Source organism: Aurantiacibacter gilvus (assembly GCF_038289935.1).
GTDB lineage: Bacteria > Pseudomonadota > Alphaproteobacteria > Sphingomonadales > Sphingomonadaceae > Alteraurantiacibacter > Alteraurantiacibacter gilvus.
In genome coordinates this window covers 282,094-299,532 of the sequence record NZ_JBBYHV010000002.1, presented here as the reverse complement: position 1 = coordinate 299,532, position 17,439 = coordinate 282,094, and the positions used below count along the sequence as shown (strand labels likewise).

Below are 17,439 nucleotides of genomic sequence, written 5' to 3'. Positions count from 1 at the left end.
TTTTACCGTGTCACCGACGTTGACTTAATCCTTTTCTCGCCCCTCGTGCTTGTCTAGGGCCTAGGGCATGGCCACTGCCTCTTCTTCTCCGGACAGCGCACTCGACAGTCTGCCGCTGGGCAAGCGCGAGCTGGTGGTGCTGCTGGCCTTGCTGATGAGCCTCAATGCGCTCGGCATCGATGCCATGCTGCCCGCGCTGGACGAGATCGCTCTCGACCTGGGGATCGGTGAAGGCAACGAACGCCAGCTGATCATCGCCGTCTACACCATTACCATGGGTATCGGCTGCTTGGTCCCCGGGAGTTTTGCCGACCGCTATGGCCGCCGCCCGATCATCTTCCTCGCGCTGGTCGCTTTCGCGCTGCTCTCGCTGGTCACCGCCATGCTCACCCATTTCGAGACCATGCTGGCGGTGCGGGCGCTGACCGGCCTGCTTGGCGCGGGCCTGATGGTCGCGCCCATGGCAATCGTACGCGACCTTTACGAAGGCGACGCGATGGCACGCATGATGTCGACCATCGCCGCCGTGTTCATCTCGGTACCGGTCTTCGCGCCAAGCCTGGGCCAGGCCATCATGCTGGTGGGCAGCTGGCGGCTGATCTTCGTGGCCCTGGCTCTGGTGGCGGCGGGAGCGGCGCTGTGGGTATGGTTCCGCCTGCCGGAAACGCTGACCGAGGAGAACCGCCAGCAGGTCAACCTGCCGGTGATCGCCCGCAACATGGTGGCCGCGCTCTTCAACCGCCAGTCGTTCGGCTATGTGCTTGGCACCGCTTTCCTCATGGGCAGCGTGTTCGGCTATGTGAATTCGGGCCAGCAGCTGTACCAGGAAGCCTTCGGCGTCAGCGATGCCACCTTCCCCATCCTGTTCGGCGCGACAGCGGCGATGATGAGCTTTACCAACCTCGTCAATTCGCGCATCGTGATGCGGTTCGGGGCCCGGCGCGTATCGCATTTCGGCGTGCTGGTGTTCATAACGGTGAGTGCAGTCCAGGTGTGGTCGTCCTACGCCCACCCCGGCAACATCGCCTGGTTCCTGCCGCTGATGAGCGTGAACCTTGCGCTCCTCGGCTTCCTCGGTGCAAACTTCGGTTCGATCGCCATGCAGCCCTTCGCACAGATTGCCGGATCGGCCAGCTCGGTGCAGACATTCTTCCGCATGTTCGGTGCGGCCATGGTCGGCATGGTAATCGGCCAGCAGTTCGACGGCACGCCGATCCCGTTTGCGTGGTCGTTGCTGATGTGTTCCTCAACCGCACTGCTGCTCGTGCTATACAGCGAACGTGGCAAGCTGTTCCGCCGCCTCAACGTACAACCACCCAAGGAGCGCATCGTACCGTGAGCGAGACCCCCGAAAGCCAGACTTACGACCTCATCGTAATCGGCGGCGGGGTCAACGGCGCGGGGGTGGCGCGCGATGCTGCGGGGCGCGGGGCTTCGGTCCTGCTGCTGGAAAAGGGCGACCTTGCCAGCGGTACCTCGTCGAAGAGCACCAAGCTGGTCCACGGCGGGCTGCGTTACCTCGAATACTACGAATTCGCCCTCGTGCGCGAGGCGCTGGGCGAGCGCGAGGTGCTGTGGCGGATCGCCCCGCACATCGTCTGGCCCATGCGCTTCATCCTGCCGGTGACAGACAACATGCGGAACCCCGCCGTGCTGCGCGCGGGCCTGTTCCTCTACGACCACATCGGCGGACACGGCGAGTTCCGGAAAACGAAATCGGTCAAGCTCAAGAAGCACCGCGCGGGCGCGCCGCTGGAGCGTGCGTACAAGCGCGCCTTCGAATACTCGGACGGATGGGTCGACGATGCGCGGCTGGTGGTGCTCAACGCGCTCGACGCGCGTGAACACGGGGCCGATATCCGCCCGCGCACCGAGGTTTTCGGCGCGCACCGCGACGGCGGAGACTGGGTGGTCGAGTCCTCGGACGGTACCTTCCGCGGCCGTGCGCTGGTCAACGCGGCCGGTCCGGCGGCGGACGACGTGGCCAAGCTGGCGGGCGAGAAGCCGAGTTACGGCATCCGCCGTGTGCGCGGATCGCATATCGTGGTACCCAAGCTGTTCGACCACGACTGCGCCTACATCCTGCAACAGCCCGATACGCGGATCTGCTTCGCCATCCCGTGGGAGAACGACTTCACGCTGGTCGGTACCACCGATGCCGACCACAAGGGCTCGCTCGACGATCCAGAAGCCAGCGACGAGGAGGTGCGCTACCTGCTCGACGCCGTGAACCGCTATTTCGAGCATGACGTGACGCAGGCCGACGTGCTGCACACCTATGCCGGCGTCCGCGCGCTGGTGGACCTTGGCGAGGGCCGCCCGGAAGCCGCGACGCGCGGCTACCGCCTGGCATTGAGCGCGGAGGCCGAAGGCGCGCCGCTGCTGGGCATCTACGGCGGCAAGCTCACCTCCTACCGCCATGTGGCCGAGGAAACCGTGGACCTGCTGGCGGGACGCCTGCCGGTGTTCAAGGGCGAGCACTGGACCGGGAAGGAGGCACTGCCCGGCGGCGACTTCGACCACCGCGCGCAGCACCACCTGATCGACGTGTTGGCGGAAGAATATCCGTTCCTCTCCGAACGCGACACCCTGCGCATTGGCCGCGCCTATGGCACCCGCGCGGTCGACTGGCTGGGCGATGCCAAGTCGTGGGACGACCTGGGCAAGAACTTCGGCGCGGGCCTGAGCCAGGTAGAAGTCGACTACCTGCGCGATGCCGAATGGGCCGAGACGGCGGAAGACGTGCTGTGGCGGCGGACCAAGCTGGGCATGCACCTGAGCGAGGCCGAGCAGGCCGCGGTGAAGGAATACCTGGGCGGCTAGCCCTCGACCTGTTCCACCCGCGCCAGCAGCGCCTCGACCTGCACCTGCGCCCCTTCACTGGCGGAAAGCTCTGCCACCACACCGTCGAACGGCGCGGTGAGCGCGTGTTCCATCTTCATCGCTTCCAGCACCAGCAGGCGCTGGCCAGCCGTGACGCTGTCGCCTTCCGCCACGTCGACCGCGATCACCTTGCCCGGCATGGGCGCGATGATGTCGCCGTCGTGGGCGTGGGCCGTGCCGGTGCCACGCGCTGCAAAAGGTCGAAGCGCAAACGTCTCGCCCTCTTGATTCAACCAGACGGTATCTCCGTCATCAAGTTGAAGCAGCCCGTCAAAAGGCTGATCTGCGTCGCCGATCTTCACTTGCTCACCAAACATCATGGCGACCTTGGATCGGTTCGGGGCATTCATACGAAACCCCTTCAGACTTGAGTTTTGGTCATCAACGCCCCGGTTCAACATCGAAAGCGCTGCCTGAGACGTCGCTGCCTCTGAAAGGTCGACTGCTTCTGCCCATTGCGGGTTTCGTTCGATCAGGCCGGTATCAAGTTCGGCCGCAATGAATTGTTCGGACAACAGCGAACGCAGGAGGAAAGGCGCATTGGTCTTTACAGGAAAAACAAGCAGCTCGGACAGGCAATCTTCCAGGCGGTAGATGGCATCCTGTCGATCTTCGCCGCGCGTTACGACTTTGGCGATCATCGGGTCATAAAAGGGCGAAATTTCCGAGCCTTCCTCGACGCCGGTCTCAATGCGTGCGTAACCATCGTCGACGCAGAACATCTCTAGCCGCCCCGTGCTCGGCAAAAACCCCTTCGCCGGATCCTCCGCGTAAAGCCGCGCTTCGATCGCCCAGCCGTTGATCGACAGCTCCTCCTGCTTGAGCGGGATCGGCTCGCCGCTCGCCACGCGCAGTTGCCATTCGACCAGGTCGACGCCGGTGATCTCTTCGGTGACGGGGTGTTCCACCTGCAGGCGGGTGTTCATCTCCATGAAGAACACGCGGTCGGCGCGCAGGCCTTCGCTGGCGTCGGCGATGAATTCGATCGTGCCCGCGCCTTCGTAGTCGACCGCCTTGGCCGCGCGCACGGCGGCGGCGCAGATCGCTTCGCGGGTTTCCTCGTCCATGCCGGGGGCGGGGGCTTCCTCGATCACCTTCTGGTGGCGGCGCTGCAGCGAGCAGTCGCGTTCGAACAGGTGGACCACGTTGCCGTGGCTGTCGCCGAACACCTGCACCTCGATATGGCGGGGCGAGGTGATCCACTTTTCCAGCAGCACTTCGTCGTTGCCGAAGCTGGCCTTGGCCTCGCGCTTGCAGCTTTGCAGGTCGGCTTCGAAATTGGCCGGGTCATCGACCTTGCGCATGCCCTTGCCGCCGCCGCCCGCGACCGCCTTGATCAGGACGGGATAACCGATTGTGTCCGCCTCGGCCTGCAGCCGCTCGACCGACTGGTCCTCGCCGAGGTAGCCGGGCGTGACCGGCACATTGGCGGCGATCATCCGTTCCTTCGCGGCATCCTTCAGGCCCATCGCCTCGATGCTTTCGGGCTTGGGACCGACCCAGATCAGGCCCGCGTCGATCACCGCCCGCGCAAAGGCGGCGTTTTCGGACAGGAAGCCGTAGCCGGGATGGATCGCTTCCGCGCCGGTCTGCCTTGCCGCCGCGATGATCTTCTCGCCGACGAGGTAGCTCTCGGTAGCGGGCGAGGGGCCGATATGCACCGCCTCGTCCGCCTGTCGCACGTGCAGCGCCTTGGCGTCTGCGTCCGAATAGACGGCGACCGTGGCAATGCCCATGTCGCGCGCGGTGCGGATCACGCGGCAGGCGATCTCGCCGCGGTTGGCAATGAGGAGCTTGGAAATCATACGGGCATGTCCGGGCATTGGTCTTCTATATGCGAGTAGGTGACGGTGGCGATCTTCCACTCTCCGTCGACCCGCATCAGGGTGAAAATGTCGATCCCGCAGTGGCTGCGTTCGCCGTCGACCAAGAACGCATAGGGCGCCCAGACCATGGCGACCGGTCCTTCGACCATCACCACTTCGTCCCATGTCGGCTCGGCAATGTCGCTGGGAATCGAAGCGATACCGCCGGCAGCATCGGTCAGCAGCATCGATTGGGTGCGGTCGCCATCTTCCATCGGACGGACCAGCGCCAGGTAACCGTCTTCCGTCACCAGCGCGGTCATGGCCTCGGCATCCTTGGCGGCAAGGCCGGCCATGAAGGCATCGACCACGGCCATGACCTGCGCTTCCTCTCCTTGCTCGTCCGCCAGTGTGGGCAGTGGTGAAAGCAGCAGCGCGGCGGCAGATGCGGCAGCAAGGATGGTTTTCATGGCAGGTCGCTCCTCTCCCCGACGGATGCCTGCGAGTAGTTGCAATTGCAACCGTCAACCACGGTTGTCAGTCATCCTTGCGGCGTACGCCCTCGTCGCGGATCGGCGTATTGGGGACGGGCGCAGCCGGACCCGCCATGCGCGCCATCACCATCAGCTTGCCCCGGTTCCATTCGGGCATGACTTGCGGTTCGTAGGAGCCGGTCACCGTCTCCCGCAGTGCCTTGGCGACGAGCCACAGCTTCTCCGCCGTGCTGGTATGGACGCGGTGGTCCCAGGCGAGTTCGGCCTGCTGCACCACTTCCTCGCCGATGGCGCCGTAGATGTTGGCGGCGGCAAGGATGGCCCAGCGCTGGCGGAAGCGCAGACGGCCCGCGCCGATCCGCGCGGCGGCATCGTGGACTTCGGCCAGCTTCACCAGCCGTGCGGCCATCTTCACCAGCTTGGCGCGGTGCTGCGGCTTCATGTGCTGTCCCGGCGGGATGTCGAATTCGGCGAGCCATTCCTGCGGCAGGTAGCAGCGCCCCGCCGCGTCATCTTCCCAGATGTCGCGGGCGATATTGTTGAGCTGGAAGGCAATGCCGAGGTCGCAGGCGCGGTCGAGCGTATCGTGCGCGTCGTTCGGCACGCCCATCACCTTGGCCATCATCACGCCCACGGCCCCGGCGACGTGGTAGCAATACCGCATCAGGTCACCCTCGGTGCGCGGGAACCAGCCCGCGGCGTCGAGCGCGAAACCGTCGATCACGTCGTCGCACATCTCGCGGGTGATGCCGCATTCGCTGGCAACCAGGCCCAGCGCGTCGAAGGCGACTTCGGCCGTCGGTTGTCCGTCGAGCGCGCGGTGGGTCAGCACGCGGATGGCCTCGACCCGGTCTTCGGCGGTGGCCTTGGACAGGTTGAGATCGCCGCCCTCCTCGCGAAAACCATGGTCCTGCCCGTCGGCAATGTCGTCGCAGCGGCGGCACCAGGCATAAAGCAGGTGCGCGCGTTCGCGTGTGGCCTTGTCGAACAGCATGGAGGCGACGGCAAAGCTCTTCGAGCCTTTGGCGATGCTCTGCCGCGCGCGCTTGACCAATGCGTGGCGCGGCCTGCCGCCGCCCTGCTGGCGCGGAGTCGCACGCACGAACTGGCTGGCAACCAGGCGGCGTGGCTTGATCCGCTTCAGCTGGTTCTTCGATGCCATTACAGGTCGTCCACGCTCATCTGCACGATGGTCTTGATCGGCTGGTAGTCGGCCATCTTGGAGAGCAGCGCCTCCAGCGTCTCCTCGACGAGCATGATGCCCTGGTGCATCTCGCGCACGAAGCCGACCTTGGCCATGTGGGCGTTGAATTCCACCAGCCCGTCATAATAGCCGAAGGCGTTGAGCAGGCCGACCGGGCTCTGGTGATAGCCCAGCTGCGCCCAGCTGATCGCTTCCCACAGCTCGTCCATGGTGCCGACGCCGCCGGGCAGGGTGACGAAGCCGTCCGAGAGGTCGGTGAACAGCTGCTTGCGCTGGTGCATGGTGTCGACGACGTGCAGCTCGGTGCAATCGAGGTTGGCGACTTCCATGTCCTTCAGCGCCTGCGGGATGATGCCGATCACCTCGCCGCCTGCCTCCAGCGCGCCAGAGGCGACCGCGCCCATCAGCCCGGCCTTGCCGCCGCCATAGACCACGCCGATGCCGCGCTTGGCCAGCACTTCGCCGGTCTCCTGCGCGAGCGCGAGATAGCGCGGGTCTTCTGGCGAGGCGGACCCGCAGTAGACAGCGAGGCGTTTCACGAACTCAAGTCTCCAATCATCAGTCCCGCCGTGGCCTTCGCACTGCCCACCACGCCGGGGATGCCCGCCCCCGGATGGGTGCCCGCACCGACAAGGTAGAAGTTGTCGATCACGTCGTCACGGTTATGCCCGCGGAACCATGCACTTTGTGTTAGCACCGGTTCAAGACTGAAAGCACTGCCGAGGTGTGCATTCAGGTCGTGCCCGAAGTCCTTGGGAGTGTAGTGGAACGAGGTGACGATCCGGTCGTGGATATCGGGGATCAGCCGCCGTCCGACCTCGTCGAGCACGCGCTTTTCCAGTTCCGGCCCGACCTGGTCCCAATCGACCGGCATCTTGCCCATGTGGGCGACCGGGACGAGGGCGTAGAAGGTGCTCTTGCCGTCGGGGGCCATGCTCGGATCGGTCACGGTCGGGTGGTGCAGGTAGATCGAGAAATCTTTCGGCAGAACACCGCGATCGTAGATGTCATCCAGCAGCCCCTTGTAGCGCGGACCGAACAGGATCATGTGGTGCGGAATGCCCGGCCACGAGCCTTCGATGCCGAAATGCACGACGAACAGTGAAGGCGAGAACTTCTTCTTCTTTAGGGACTTGCTATAGTCCTTGCCGCGCTGGTTGTCGCTCAGCAGGTCGCGGTAGGAGTGCACGATATCGGCATTGCTGGCCACCGCATCGAACTTGCCCGACCAGCCGCTTTTCGTGTGCACGGCCTTGGCGCGCTTGCCTTCGGTCTCGACGCGGGTGACGCCGTCGCCCAGCCGCATGGTGCCGCCCAGCCGCTCGAAATGGCGGACCATGCCGGCGATCAGGCGGTTGGTGCCGCCGCGCGTCCACCAGACGCCGCCGTCCTTTTCCAGCTTGTGGATCAGGGCGTAGATCGAGCTGGTCTTCATCGGGTTGCCGCCCACCAGCAGGGTGTGGAAGGATAGCGCCTCGCGCAGCTTCTCGTTGCGGATGTACTTGGACACCATCGAATAGACCGAGCGCCAGGCCTGCTTCTTCATCAGCGCGGGCGCGGCCTTGATCATCGACTTGAAGTTGAGGAACGGCACGGTGCCCAGCTTGACGTAGCCTTCCTCGTAGACCCCGGCGGAGTAGTCGAGGAACTGGTCGTATCCGGCCACGTCGGCAGGCTCCAGCTTCATGATCTCGTTGCGCAGCTGCGCCTCGTCGTTGGAATAGTCGAAGTTGGTGCCGTCGGGCCAGTTGAGGCGGTAGAACGGCATGACCGGCATCAGCTCGAGGTCTTCGTTCATGTCGTGCCCGGTCAGCTCCCACAGCTCGCGCAGGCAATCGGGATCGGTCACCACGGTCGGGCCGGCGTCGAAGGTGAAGCCGTCCTTCTGCCAGAAATAGGCGCGTCCGCCGGGCTTGTCGCGGCTCTCGACCACGGTGGTGGCGATACCGGCGCTCTGCAGGCGGATGGCCAGAGCCATGCCGCCGAAACCAGCGCCGATCACGCATGCGGTACGGCCTTCGGGAGAACTCATCGGGGGACCTTGCTGTTTTTGGCCACGTCAGGGGCCAGGAGGGGAGGGGAGGATGACGTCAGCGCGCCGATCGCGCGGCCGATGGGGACGGGCGGCTTGCCGACCAGCACGCGCGCCTTGTCGGCCATGGTCGACTTGCCGGAATAGAACCTTTCGATCAGGGGCTCGCGCAGGCGGTAGAAACGCTGGAAGACCCTGTAGCGTTCCTCCGGCTGCGCCGCGCCGAACAGCATCTTTCCGAGGAACCGGTAGTAGCCCGTGTCCGCCCAGTGGCGCCGCGCGCGCGCCTCGATCTTGGCGGACAGCTGCTGGCCGGGAAGGTCGGCATCCTCCGCAATGGCCAGTGCCGTCGCCACGGCGATAGGCAGGGTATAGCTGGTGAGCGGGTGGACAAAGCCACCGCGCGCACCGGCGAGCGTCACGCCGGAAATGGCCAGCCCGCGCTGCCAGCTGCGGAAATCGCCGCCGGTGATGACGGGCAGGACGCCGGTCTCGAAACCTTGCGGCTCGCCGGTCCAGCCCATCTGCGCCTGGTATGCGTCGATCCGGGCGGAAAGGGCCGAGCGGTCCAGTTCGGGTGTGTCCTGGTAATAGGTATCCTCGATAAACAGGTCCTGCGCGCCTAGCGGCAGGGTGTAGACGAAGCGGTAGCCGCCCAGTTGTTCGACGTGGGCGTCCATGATGATCGGGCGGGCGACCCCGTGCGGTTCGGGGGTGCGCAGGTGACGGCCCATGAACACCTGCCAGCCGCCTTGCAGCTTGTCAGTGGCACTGAAACCGCGACAGTCGATCACCGCCCGCGCGGTGACGCGGGTGCCGTCTGAAAGCGTGACACCTCCACCGTCGAGCTGCGTCACCTCGCGATTGGTGACGATCGACCCTTCGGGCAATTCTCGCTCCAGCCGCGCGGCAAAGTCGGCGCTGGCGAGCGAGCGATAGGGCGTGTGCAGGTGGCGGCGATAGGCGGGGAAGCGGACGAGGTAGCCCTCGTCCCACACGGACTTGCGAAAGCCCGCCATCAGCATCTCGCCCGCTGGCGGCAGGTCGCTGGCGAACCACGACCAGCGGTGGTTGCCGCCCAGCCGCTGCCCTGCCTCGATCAGCCTGAAAGACACGTCAGGACGCAGGCGGGCCAGCGCCAGCGCCGTTAGCCCTCCGGAAAGGCCGCCACCGATAATGGCAATATCCGCTGTGCGCCCGCTCATCGCCAAGAGCCTTAGCGTATTGGCGTAATGGCGCAATCACCGCCCTTGGTCGGTCTGGTCGCCGGTGGCAGGATGAGGAACAGGTGCAGCGGTCACCCGTTCACACGGATAAGTGCAACAGGAAACCTCATGAAAAACATCCCCAATCCCGTCTTATTCCCGCTCATTGCCATGGCCCTGCCGACAGCAGCCCTGGCGCAAGAGAACGGGGACGAAGCGGCGCCGCCGGTTTCGATGGAGGACTCGGTGTTTGCGGGTGATTACCTCTCCGTTGGCGCGGGCGTGGCGATCAGCCCCAGCTATACCGGCTCCGACGACTACGTGTTCAACATCCTGCCCATCGTGCAAGGGTCGCTCGGCGGGGTGGAGATCTCGCCCCGCGCGGCTGGCGTGACGCTGGATTTCGTGCAGGACCCGGCGCAAGGCGTGGGGCTCGACCTCGGCGTTTCGGCCCGCCTGCGCAGCAACCGCGCCATGCAGATCACCGATGACGTCGTCGAGCTTTACGGAGAGCTGGACCGCGCCGTGGAAGTCGGCCCCCATTTCGGCGCCAGGATCCCGCAGGTGCTCAACCCCTACGACAGTCTCACGATCGGCACCGATGTCATGTGGGACATCGCCGGCGCGCATGACGGCATGGTGGTAAATCCCTCGGTCACCTACTTCACCCCGCTCAGCCAGGCGGTGGTCGCTAGCCTGTCCGTGTCTGCCGAATGGGCGGACGAGAATTTCCACGATTACTACTTCTCGGTGAGCGACGCCGCCTATGCCGGGCCGGGCGCAGCCCCGCTCACGGAGTTCGATGCCGATGGCGGCGGCTTTACCTCGGCCGGCGTCAACCTGCTGGTGGGGATCGACCTAGACGGCGACGTGACCAATGGCGGCCTCGGGCTGGTAGTGATCGGCGGATACTCACGCGTCCTGGGCGATGCGGCGGATACGCCTTTCACCAGCATTCGCGGCAGCAAGGACCAGTTCCTTGGCGCCGTCGGAATTGGCTATACGTTTTAGTCTTGCGAAGCCGCGGAGGCGGCTTCGTCCTCGCCAGATGCGCAGGCAAGCTGCGCCCGCTGCGGGCGGGCGCAGCTTGCCTTCGCTTTCCTCGGTTTGCGCGCCAGTTGCCTAACTCGTCCTGATCTCGGTCGCGGCCAGCGACCGACCGAGCGCACCCGCAGAAGCGGGTGCGCCTACGAAAACTATTCCTCTATCTGCAGCTCCGGACGCGTTGGCGGCAGCGGGGCGTCGCGGTCGCCGGTCATCAGGTAGGTGTCGAACCATTCCATCATCCGCAGGTTGTAATCGTAGCGCGCCGCGGCGCGGGAGTTGCCGTGGCCTTCGCCCGGATACTGCACCAGCCGCAGCGGCGTGTCGGGACGACGCAGGCTGATGTTGCGGTAGAGCTCCACGCTCTGGCCCGGATCGACGCGCGTGTCGTCGAGGCCGCCCATGATCAGCAGCGGTGTATCGGCGCGATCCGCATAGTAGATCGGGCTGACTTCGAGGAAGTGCTGCCAGTCTTCCCACGGCCACTGGCGCGCGTGGACGAGGAACATCTCCATCGGGATGTCGCCCGTGCCGACCTTGCTGATCTGGTTGGAAATGCCCACGAACATCACGCCCGCCGCGAAGTGTTCGGAGTTGTAGGTGCTCGACCAGGCCGTGGCATAGCCGCCGTAGGAACCGCCGGTGATGCCCACGCGCTCCGGATCGGCGATGCCCATTTCGACCAGGGCGAACTTGGCATCCACCAGGTCGCGGAACTCGGGGTCGGTGTAATTGCCCTGGTGCTGCTTGGCGAAGTCGACACCGTAGCCGGTGGAGCCGCGATAGTTGGGCAGGAAGACGGCGTAGCCGGCACCCGCGGCTACCTGTCCGGGCCCGCCGTAATTGGTGACCCAGCCGTTGCTTTCGTGCGATTCCGGGCCGCCGTGGACATCCATGATCAGCGGCGCGCCGCCGCCGGGAATGCCGTCCACCGGCAGGATCAGCACGCCTTCGATCTGCTGGCCGTCGGTGGCTTCGTAGGTCAAGGTGCGCTGCTCGCCGAAATCGATCTCGGCCAGCCACGGGTTGTGGTCGGTCCAGCGGGTGAATTCGCCGTTGTTGAAGGCGAACATCTCGTTCGGGTGCATGGGCGAATTGGCTTCCACCAGCAGGCGGTTGCCGCCTTGCTCGACGGATGTGAGGATCAGGCCGTCGGGATCGTATTCGCCCGCTTCGTTGCCGCTGTCGTCGTAGAACCGCAGCAGGCTCTGCGCGCCAACGTGGACCGCCACGGCCAGGCGGCCATCGGCCATCCATTCGGCGTCGACTGCCGCTTCGGCGGCGCCCTCGTTGAGTGCGCGGTATTCGCCCGTCAGCGTGTCGACCAGGTGCAGCGTGGTTGCCGCCGGATCGTTCTCGTCGACACCCGCGATCAACGACAGGCTCATGCCGTCCGGCGAGATCTCGATGTCGCCCAGCTTGCCCGGAGTCATCACCTCGATGCTCTCGCCCGTGGCGAAGTTGAGGATGTGCGGGCGCTGCGAGGTGTACTGGTCGTCGATCAGCGGGGTCGGTGCGGACGTATAGACCGCAAATTCGCCGTTGGGCGCGACCTCGAACGACAGGACCTGTCCTTCCACTTCGATCTCGCGCGGGTCCTCGTCGATCCCGTCATCATGGATCAGGGCCGCGAAAACGCGGTTGAACTGGAACTCCTCCTCGTAAACGACCGCGTCGAAACCGGCGTCTTCCTCTTCTTCGCGCGCATTGTCAGGCGCGGCGGAAGTGCGCAGGTAGACCACGCTGCCGTCGGGCGAGAAGGAATAGCCCAGCACGCGCGCGTCCTCGACGCCTGCCAGCTTGCGGTAGGCACCGCCTTCCACCGGCACGCCCCACAGCGCGCGGTCGTCGCCGGAGTCGGCCCACAGGAAGGTGATCATCGACCCATCGGGTGTGAAACCGATGGAAGACACGCTCATGTCTTCCGGCAGGTAGGCGCGCACGTCCATCGCGCCGTCGGCCAGGAACAGCTGCTGGCGGCTGCTGCCATTGTCCTCGCCGCGGGTCACGTCGGGATAGTAGACGCGGGTATAGGCAATGTGATTGCCGTCACGAGATACGGCGATGGTGCCGGTATTCTCGATCCGCGCGACATCCTCGGGCGTCATGTCGCGGGCGAGCGCTGGCGTGAGCGGCAGAGTAAGGGCTGTGGCAAGCAGGGCCGGGCGGAAAAGGTTCATTTGCAAGACGTCCCTCGTCTTTCGGTTTCAGTTGCAACGGGTCATAGCGAAGGGCACCGGCTTGGCAAATGCGGCATTTCGGGCCGGACGAGGTAACCTTGCTGGTGCGGCTGGCGAATACTGCCAGACCACAGACACAGGGACTGGACCAAATGGAACCCAACACTCGCCGCGCCGCGCAGGCCATTGCTGCTGCACTGGCTTTCACCGTTGTCACGCAGATCGCCTACCTGGCGCTGGACGCAGGCGGCAAGTCGGAGATCGGCTATCCGATCTGGCGGCTGGAGGCTGTTCTGCAGTTGGTGGTCATCGCTTTCGGCTTGATGCTGGTGCCGCGCCAGCCGCTGCTGGGCGGCGCCATTTCGGCAAGCGGGATATTCAACTTGCTGCAGCTCGGGCTGGGCCTGACCATGTTCTACAACCTCGGCCTGGGGACCGAAGACGGTCCCGAGCCGACTTTCTTCGCTGTCGTGGGCTTTGCCTTCTTCCTCTACTTCGCCGCCAAGGCCTTGCTGGGCATTGCGGCATTCGCCCTGGGTGCGGCGCTGTGGCGCGAGGAACGCGGCCCCTGGCGCATTGTCGGCGCGCTTACGGCGCTGTCAGGCCTCGCCGCGCTGGCGGTCAACATTGCCGCCATGGCGAGCGAGATGGAGCTGACCTTCCCCGCCGGAGCCGCCGGAACCGTGGCGACGGCGCTGCTGGCTCTGGCGCTGTCGGCGGCATCACGCCAGGGGAATGCACAGCTCGCGCGCAGGTGAGGACGCAGCTGACGACATTGTTTCCGGCTTCCGGACAAGATAGCTGTCTCCCGAAGGATTGATTGGGGGCCGCCATGCACACCGTCATCGTCAAGTATCCGCTGGCCGAGCCACGTTCGCGCGAGCAGATGCTGGCCGCCTTCAAGGCTGCCGAAGGGCAGTTCGCCAGCCTGCCGGGGCTGGTGCGCAAGTATTTCGCTTATGACGAGACGGCGCATTGCGGGCACAGTGTCTACCTGTTCACTGACAAAGCCTCCGCGCAGGCGTTCTTCGGCCCGCAGTTTGCCGAGACGATGCAGGAGAAATTCGGCGCGGAGCCCGAAGTCTTTGGCGTCGACACCTTGCTGGTGATAGACGGTCCCGAAGCCTGAGGAGGACCTGGCAATGGCACACGCTGCAGACATTCCCGCCTGGATCGCACTGTTCATGGGGCTCTACGCCCTGGGCGCTTCGGTGGGCGAACTGCGCTCTCCCGGCAGCTGGGCGGCCATGCTCGACGGGTTCGAGCGCAACGAGGCGCTGCGGTTCCTGACCGGCATCGTCCTGTTGGCGCTGGGTGCGACGATCTACCTGGTCAACCCGTGGAACCCGGAAGACTGGCTGGCCGTGGCAGTCACGATCATGGGCGCGGGCATGGCGCTGGAAGGCGTGGTGATGCTCGCTTTCGGGCGGCCCTTCATGCATTTCGCCTCGCAATTGCTGGGCGTGGTCAACCGCGTCTGGGCGCTGATGGCGGCGGCCCTGGGCGTGGTGCTGATCTGCCTTGCGGCGCTCCGTTTCTGATGCGGACAGGGCTGGCGGTGCTGGCGCTGATCGGTGCGCCACTGGCCGCGCCAGATCCCGCACAGGCACAGGATGCAACGCCGTGTGACTACGAACTCGTGGTACTGGGGGCGGGGCAGGATGCCGGCGCTCCGCAGATCGGCCATGCCGACGACACGGGCCCGCGCCTGCTGCCTTCGTCGCTCGCCCTGATCGACCGCTCGGAGGGCAAGCGCTACCTGTTCGATGCCAGCCCCGCCATCACCGAACAGCTGGCCATGCTCGACGGGATCGAACCACCACGCGAAGGGCTGGGCGTCGACGGCGTCTTCCTCACCCATGCCCATATTGGCCACTACCTCGGCCTCGCCTACTTCGGGCGCGAGGCTGCAGGCGCGAGCGGGGTGCCGGTCTTTGCCATGCCGCGCATGATCGAATTTCTCGCGGCCAATGGTCCGTGGAGCCAACTGGTGGAGCTCGAGAATATCTCGCTCGATGCACTGAACGATCGCACGCCGAGGATGCTGCCGGGAGGCCTTGCGGTAACGCCCTTCGCGGTGCCGCACCGTGACGAGTTTTCGGAAACAGTCGGCCTTGTTATCCATCACCCGGACGTCGGCAGCGCGCTCTACCTGCCGGATATCGACTACTGGCCGGAGGAAGGGGAGAGCAACCTGCTGCTCAGCCTGCTGTCACGGGTCGACCATGTATTCATCGACGCGACCTTCTGGGATGACAACGAGTTGCCCGGACGCGACATGTCGGAAATCCCGCACCCGCGCGTCACCGATACGATGGACCTGCTGGCGGACCTGCCGGCGGAAGCGCGGGCCAGGGTCCACTTCATCCACTACAACCACACCAACCCGATCCGCGATCCGGCCTCGGCCGAGAGCGCCGAGGTGGAAGCGCGCGGGTTCAGCGTTGCCCGGCGTGGTGACCGGTTCTGCCTGTAGCGGAAATCAGGTCTCTCAGACCTGGCGCATCTTGGTGAGGAAGACCTCGCCCTGCGTGGTCAGCGTCGAGGCCTGGCGTTCCAGTTCGTTGGCCGAGCCCAGCGTCTGCGTGGCGGCGGCACCCGAGGTGGTGGCGGCTTCGCGCAGCTTTGCCAGCTTGCCGCTGATCTCGCTGGTCGAGCGGGCGGCCATGTCGATGTTGCGCGCCAGTTCCTGACCCGCGACCGACTGCTGGTCTACCGCCGAAGCGATCGAGACTGCGGTCTCTTCCAGCTGGCTGATCTTGGTGCCGATGGCCTGCAGCGCGGACACGCTGTCGCCGGTCGAATCCTGGATCGCGCGGATCTGCTTGGCAACCTCGTCGGTGGCGCGGCCGGTTTGCGCGGCAAGTTCCTTCACCTCGGCAGCCACCACGGCGAAACCGCGACCGGCTTCGCCACCACGGGCGCTTTCGATCGAGGCGTTGAGCGCCAGCAGGTTGGTGCGCTTGGCGATCGAGCTGATGAGTTCGACGATGGTGCCGATCTGATCAGCCGAAGCGGACAGCGAGCTGATCGTATCGTTGGCTGACGTGGCCGTGCTGCCGGCGTCGCGGGCCAGCTCTGCCGACAGGGCGACCTGGCGGCTGATTTCGGAAATCGACAGGGCGAATTCGTCCGAGGTGGCAGCAACCGAGGTCACGCCTTCGGTATTCTGCTGCATGGCGCGGGCGACCTCTTCGGTCTGCGTGATCGATTCCGCGGCGGCCGCTTCCATCGACGTGGCCGCAGCATGCAGTTGCGAGGCCGAAGCAGCCACGCTGCCCGACACATTGCCCATGGTAGTTTCAAACTCGTCGGCAATCTTGTTGAGCGAACGCGTGCGGCGACCGGCCATCTCGACCCGCTCTTCTTCCATTCTCTTGCGCTCTTCGATCATGTCGTCGCGCTCGAAGCCCCAGTTGGAAAACTGGTTCAGGGCGCGGGCGAGCGTGCCGATTTCATCGTTGCGGTCGAGGAAGGGGACTACCGTATTCCGTTTTTGTTCGGAAATGCGCAGCATGGTGTTGCCGATCTGGTACATCGGGATCACGCTGCTCTGCAGCACCCGCCAGGTGCTGTAGATACCGAAGCTTAGCCCGAAAGCGGCGCCGGCAACCACGATGACATTGGCCGTGCTGGCCGTCTGCGGGTAGCTGGTGCCGATCAGGGCTGCGGTGCTGACAATCAGCAGCGCACCGACCAGGAAGGCGGCGTTGCCGAGGATTTGCCGCAGCATGGTCTTCGTGGTCAGCAGCTCCTTCACGCTGCTACCAGAGGTGGCGTGACGCGGATGCGCGATACCAGCCTCGGCGACATCAGCCTTGGCGACCGTTTCTTGCGGCGCGGCGGATTCGAAATCCTGAGTATAAGCGTTCACTTAGAGGCTCCCTTCACTCCGACTGAGCCGAGTAAAGGAGATTGCCTAACCAGAGGTTAAGTCTGCCCCAGCCGGTGACCGGCTTGTCGGGCTAGGTCTCGACCTCTCGCAGCACGGCACGCGGGCAGGGTTGCAGCAGGGCTGCGGCCCGGTCCCAGGCGCCATGAAGCCAGGTGTACCAGGCGCTGCGGTCAGCTGGCAGGACAACCGGCATGACATCGCGGCCAGCCTGCCGCAGCAGTGCGTTCGCCGGGCAGGTGAGCAAGGCGAAGCCTGGAACTTCGCTGTCTTTGCATACGGCTGCCATGGCGAAGACGCGCTGGTCAGTGCAGGCGAACCAGTGGCGCAGGCGGCGGCCTTCGTAGTCGGTGCCGCTGCCCCATTCCATGAAGGCCGTCGCAGGGACCAGGCAGCGGAACTCCGGGTTGCGCAGGTTGCCCACCCAGAACGGGCTGTCGACATTGCGCACGCTCAGTACCGGACGTGCTGCATCGTGGGCTGACGGCGGCGGCGGGACACCCCACAGGCGCGGCACCATGCGCCACGGCTGGTTCGTCCGGCCCGGCCCGGCGATGAATTCGCGTCCGGCGGTGATGACCGGGGCAAAGCTGCCCGGCGCAACATGACCGCCCGCCCACGGATCATCACCCGCCGCGATCCCGAAGGTCCGGCCGATCGCCGCAGCATCAGCCTCGAGGCGGTAGAGCACGGTCACGCG

General features: G+C 65.3%; 16 protein-coding genes. 7 read left to right on the top strand and 9 right to left on the bottom strand.

The window, feature by feature from the left end; genetic code table 11:
* The first annotated feature begins 67 nt into the window (after positions 1-67).
* Positions 68-1,339 carry a multidrug effflux MFS transporter gene (locus tag AAEO60_RS11365; RefSeq protein WP_341673830.1) on the top strand — a complete coding sequence of 424 codons (1,272 nt, stop codon included), beginning with the start codon at positions 68-70 and terminating at the stop codon, positions 1,337-1,339.
* Complete coding sequence (locus AAEO60_RS11360) at positions 1,336-2,823, top strand: glycerol-3-phosphate dehydrogenase (RefSeq protein ID WP_341673829.1); 1,488 nt, start codon at positions 1,336-1,338, stop codon at positions 2,821-2,823. The genes AAEO60_RS11365 and AAEO60_RS11360 overlap by 4 nt, the downstream gene beginning before the upstream one ends.
* Here the strand turns inward: AAEO60_RS11360 and AAEO60_RS11355 are convergent.
* The 6 genes from AAEO60_RS11355 to crtY all read right to left on the bottom strand — a co-directional run bounded on the left by AAEO60_RS11355 (position 2,820) and on the right by crtY (position 9,623).
* Entirely contained in the window at positions 2,820-4,688 is a 1,869-nt protein-coding gene (locus tag AAEO60_RS11355) for an acetyl/propionyl/methylcrotonyl-CoA carboxylase subunit alpha (RefSeq protein WP_341673828.1), read from the bottom strand. The genes AAEO60_RS11360 and AAEO60_RS11355 overlap by 4 nt on opposite strands.
* The gene (locus AAEO60_RS11350) at positions 4,685-5,158 is read right to left on the bottom strand and encodes a nuclear transport factor 2 family protein (RefSeq protein WP_341673827.1); all 474 of its coding nucleotides are present in this window, start codon (positions 5,156-5,158) and stop codon (positions 4,685-4,687) included. The genes AAEO60_RS11355 and AAEO60_RS11350 overlap by 4 nt, the downstream gene beginning before the upstream one ends.
* 67 nt (positions 5,159-5,225) lie before the next feature.
* Complete coding sequence (locus AAEO60_RS11345; protein ID WP_341673826.1) at positions 5,226-6,344, bottom strand: phytoene/squalene synthase family protein; 1,119 nt, start codon at positions 6,342-6,344, stop codon at positions 5,226-5,228.
* Positions 6,344-6,925 carry an LOG family protein gene (locus AAEO60_RS11340; RefSeq protein ID WP_341673825.1) on the bottom strand — a complete coding sequence of 194 codons (582 nt, stop codon included), beginning with the start codon at positions 6,923-6,925 and terminating at the stop codon, positions 6,344-6,346. The genes AAEO60_RS11345 and AAEO60_RS11340 overlap by 1 nt, the downstream gene beginning before the upstream one ends.
* Entirely contained in the window at positions 6,922-8,418 is a 1,497-nt protein-coding gene (locus AAEO60_RS11335) for a phytoene desaturase (protein ID WP_341673824.1), read from the bottom strand. Before AAEO60_RS11335 ends, AAEO60_RS11340 begins: the two co-directional genes overlap by 4 nt.
* Positions 8,415-9,623 (bottom strand): lycopene beta-cyclase CrtY, encoded by a 1,209-nt coding sequence (gene crtY / locus AAEO60_RS11330; RefSeq protein WP_341673823.1) that lies wholly within the window; start codon positions 9,621-9,623, stop codon positions 8,415-8,417. The genes AAEO60_RS11335 and crtY overlap by 4 nt, the downstream gene beginning before the upstream one ends.
* A 129-nt stretch (positions 9,624-9,752) precedes the next feature.
* On the opposite strand from crtY, the gene AAEO60_RS11325 reads away from it, so the two are divergent.
* The gene (locus AAEO60_RS11325; protein WP_341673822.1) at positions 9,753-10,634 is read left to right on the top strand and encodes a MipA/OmpV family protein; all 882 of its coding nucleotides are present in this window, start codon (positions 9,753-9,755) and stop codon (positions 10,632-10,634) included.
* Between the two features lie 185 nt (positions 10,635-10,819).
* On the opposite strand, the gene AAEO60_RS11320 is transcribed toward AAEO60_RS11325, so the two are convergent.
* Positions 10,820-12,847 carry a prolyl oligopeptidase family serine peptidase gene (locus AAEO60_RS11320; RefSeq protein ID WP_341673821.1) on the bottom strand — a complete coding sequence of 676 codons (2,028 nt, stop codon included), beginning with the start codon at positions 12,845-12,847 and terminating at the stop codon, positions 10,820-10,822.
* A 152-nt stretch (positions 12,848-12,999) separates the two neighbouring features.
* Here AAEO60_RS11320 and AAEO60_RS11315 point away from each other — a divergent pair, with 152 nt between their 5' ends.
* The 4 genes from AAEO60_RS11315 (at position 13,000) to AAEO60_RS11300 (ending at position 15,323) form a co-directional block, all read left to right on the top strand.
* Entirely contained in the window at positions 13,000-13,605 is a 606-nt protein-coding gene (locus tag AAEO60_RS11315; RefSeq protein ID WP_341673820.1) for a hypothetical protein, read from the top strand.
* A 74-nt stretch (positions 13,606-13,679) separates the two neighbouring features.
* The gene (locus tag AAEO60_RS11310; RefSeq protein ID WP_341673819.1) at positions 13,680-13,976 is read left to right on the top strand and encodes a YdhR family protein; all 297 of its coding nucleotides are present in this window, start codon (positions 13,680-13,682) and stop codon (positions 13,974-13,976) included.
* 13 nt (positions 13,977-13,989) lie between these two features.
* On the top strand, positions 13,990-14,388 hold the full coding sequence (locus AAEO60_RS11305) for a hypothetical protein (protein ID WP_341673818.1): 399 nt from the start codon (positions 13,990-13,992) through the stop codon (positions 14,386-14,388).
* Entirely contained in the window at positions 14,388-15,323 is a 936-nt protein-coding gene (locus AAEO60_RS11300) for an MBL fold metallo-hydrolase (RefSeq protein WP_341673817.1), read from the top strand. Before AAEO60_RS11305 ends, AAEO60_RS11300 begins: the two co-directional genes overlap by 1 nt.
* Positions 15,324-15,338: 15 nt before the next feature.
* Here the strand turns inward: AAEO60_RS11300 and AAEO60_RS11295 are convergent, their stop codons facing one another.
* On the bottom strand, positions 15,339-16,721 hold the full coding sequence (locus AAEO60_RS11295; protein WP_341673816.1) for a methyl-accepting chemotaxis protein: 1,383 nt from the start codon (positions 16,719-16,721) through the stop codon (positions 15,339-15,341).
* 91 nt (positions 16,722-16,812) lie between these two features.
* A complete protein-coding gene (locus tag AAEO60_RS11290) occupies positions 16,813-17,436 on the bottom strand; it encodes an SOS response-associated peptidase family protein (RefSeq protein WP_341673815.1) in 624 nt (207 codons plus the stop codon).
* Between the last annotated feature and the right edge of the window lie 3 nt (positions 17,437-17,439).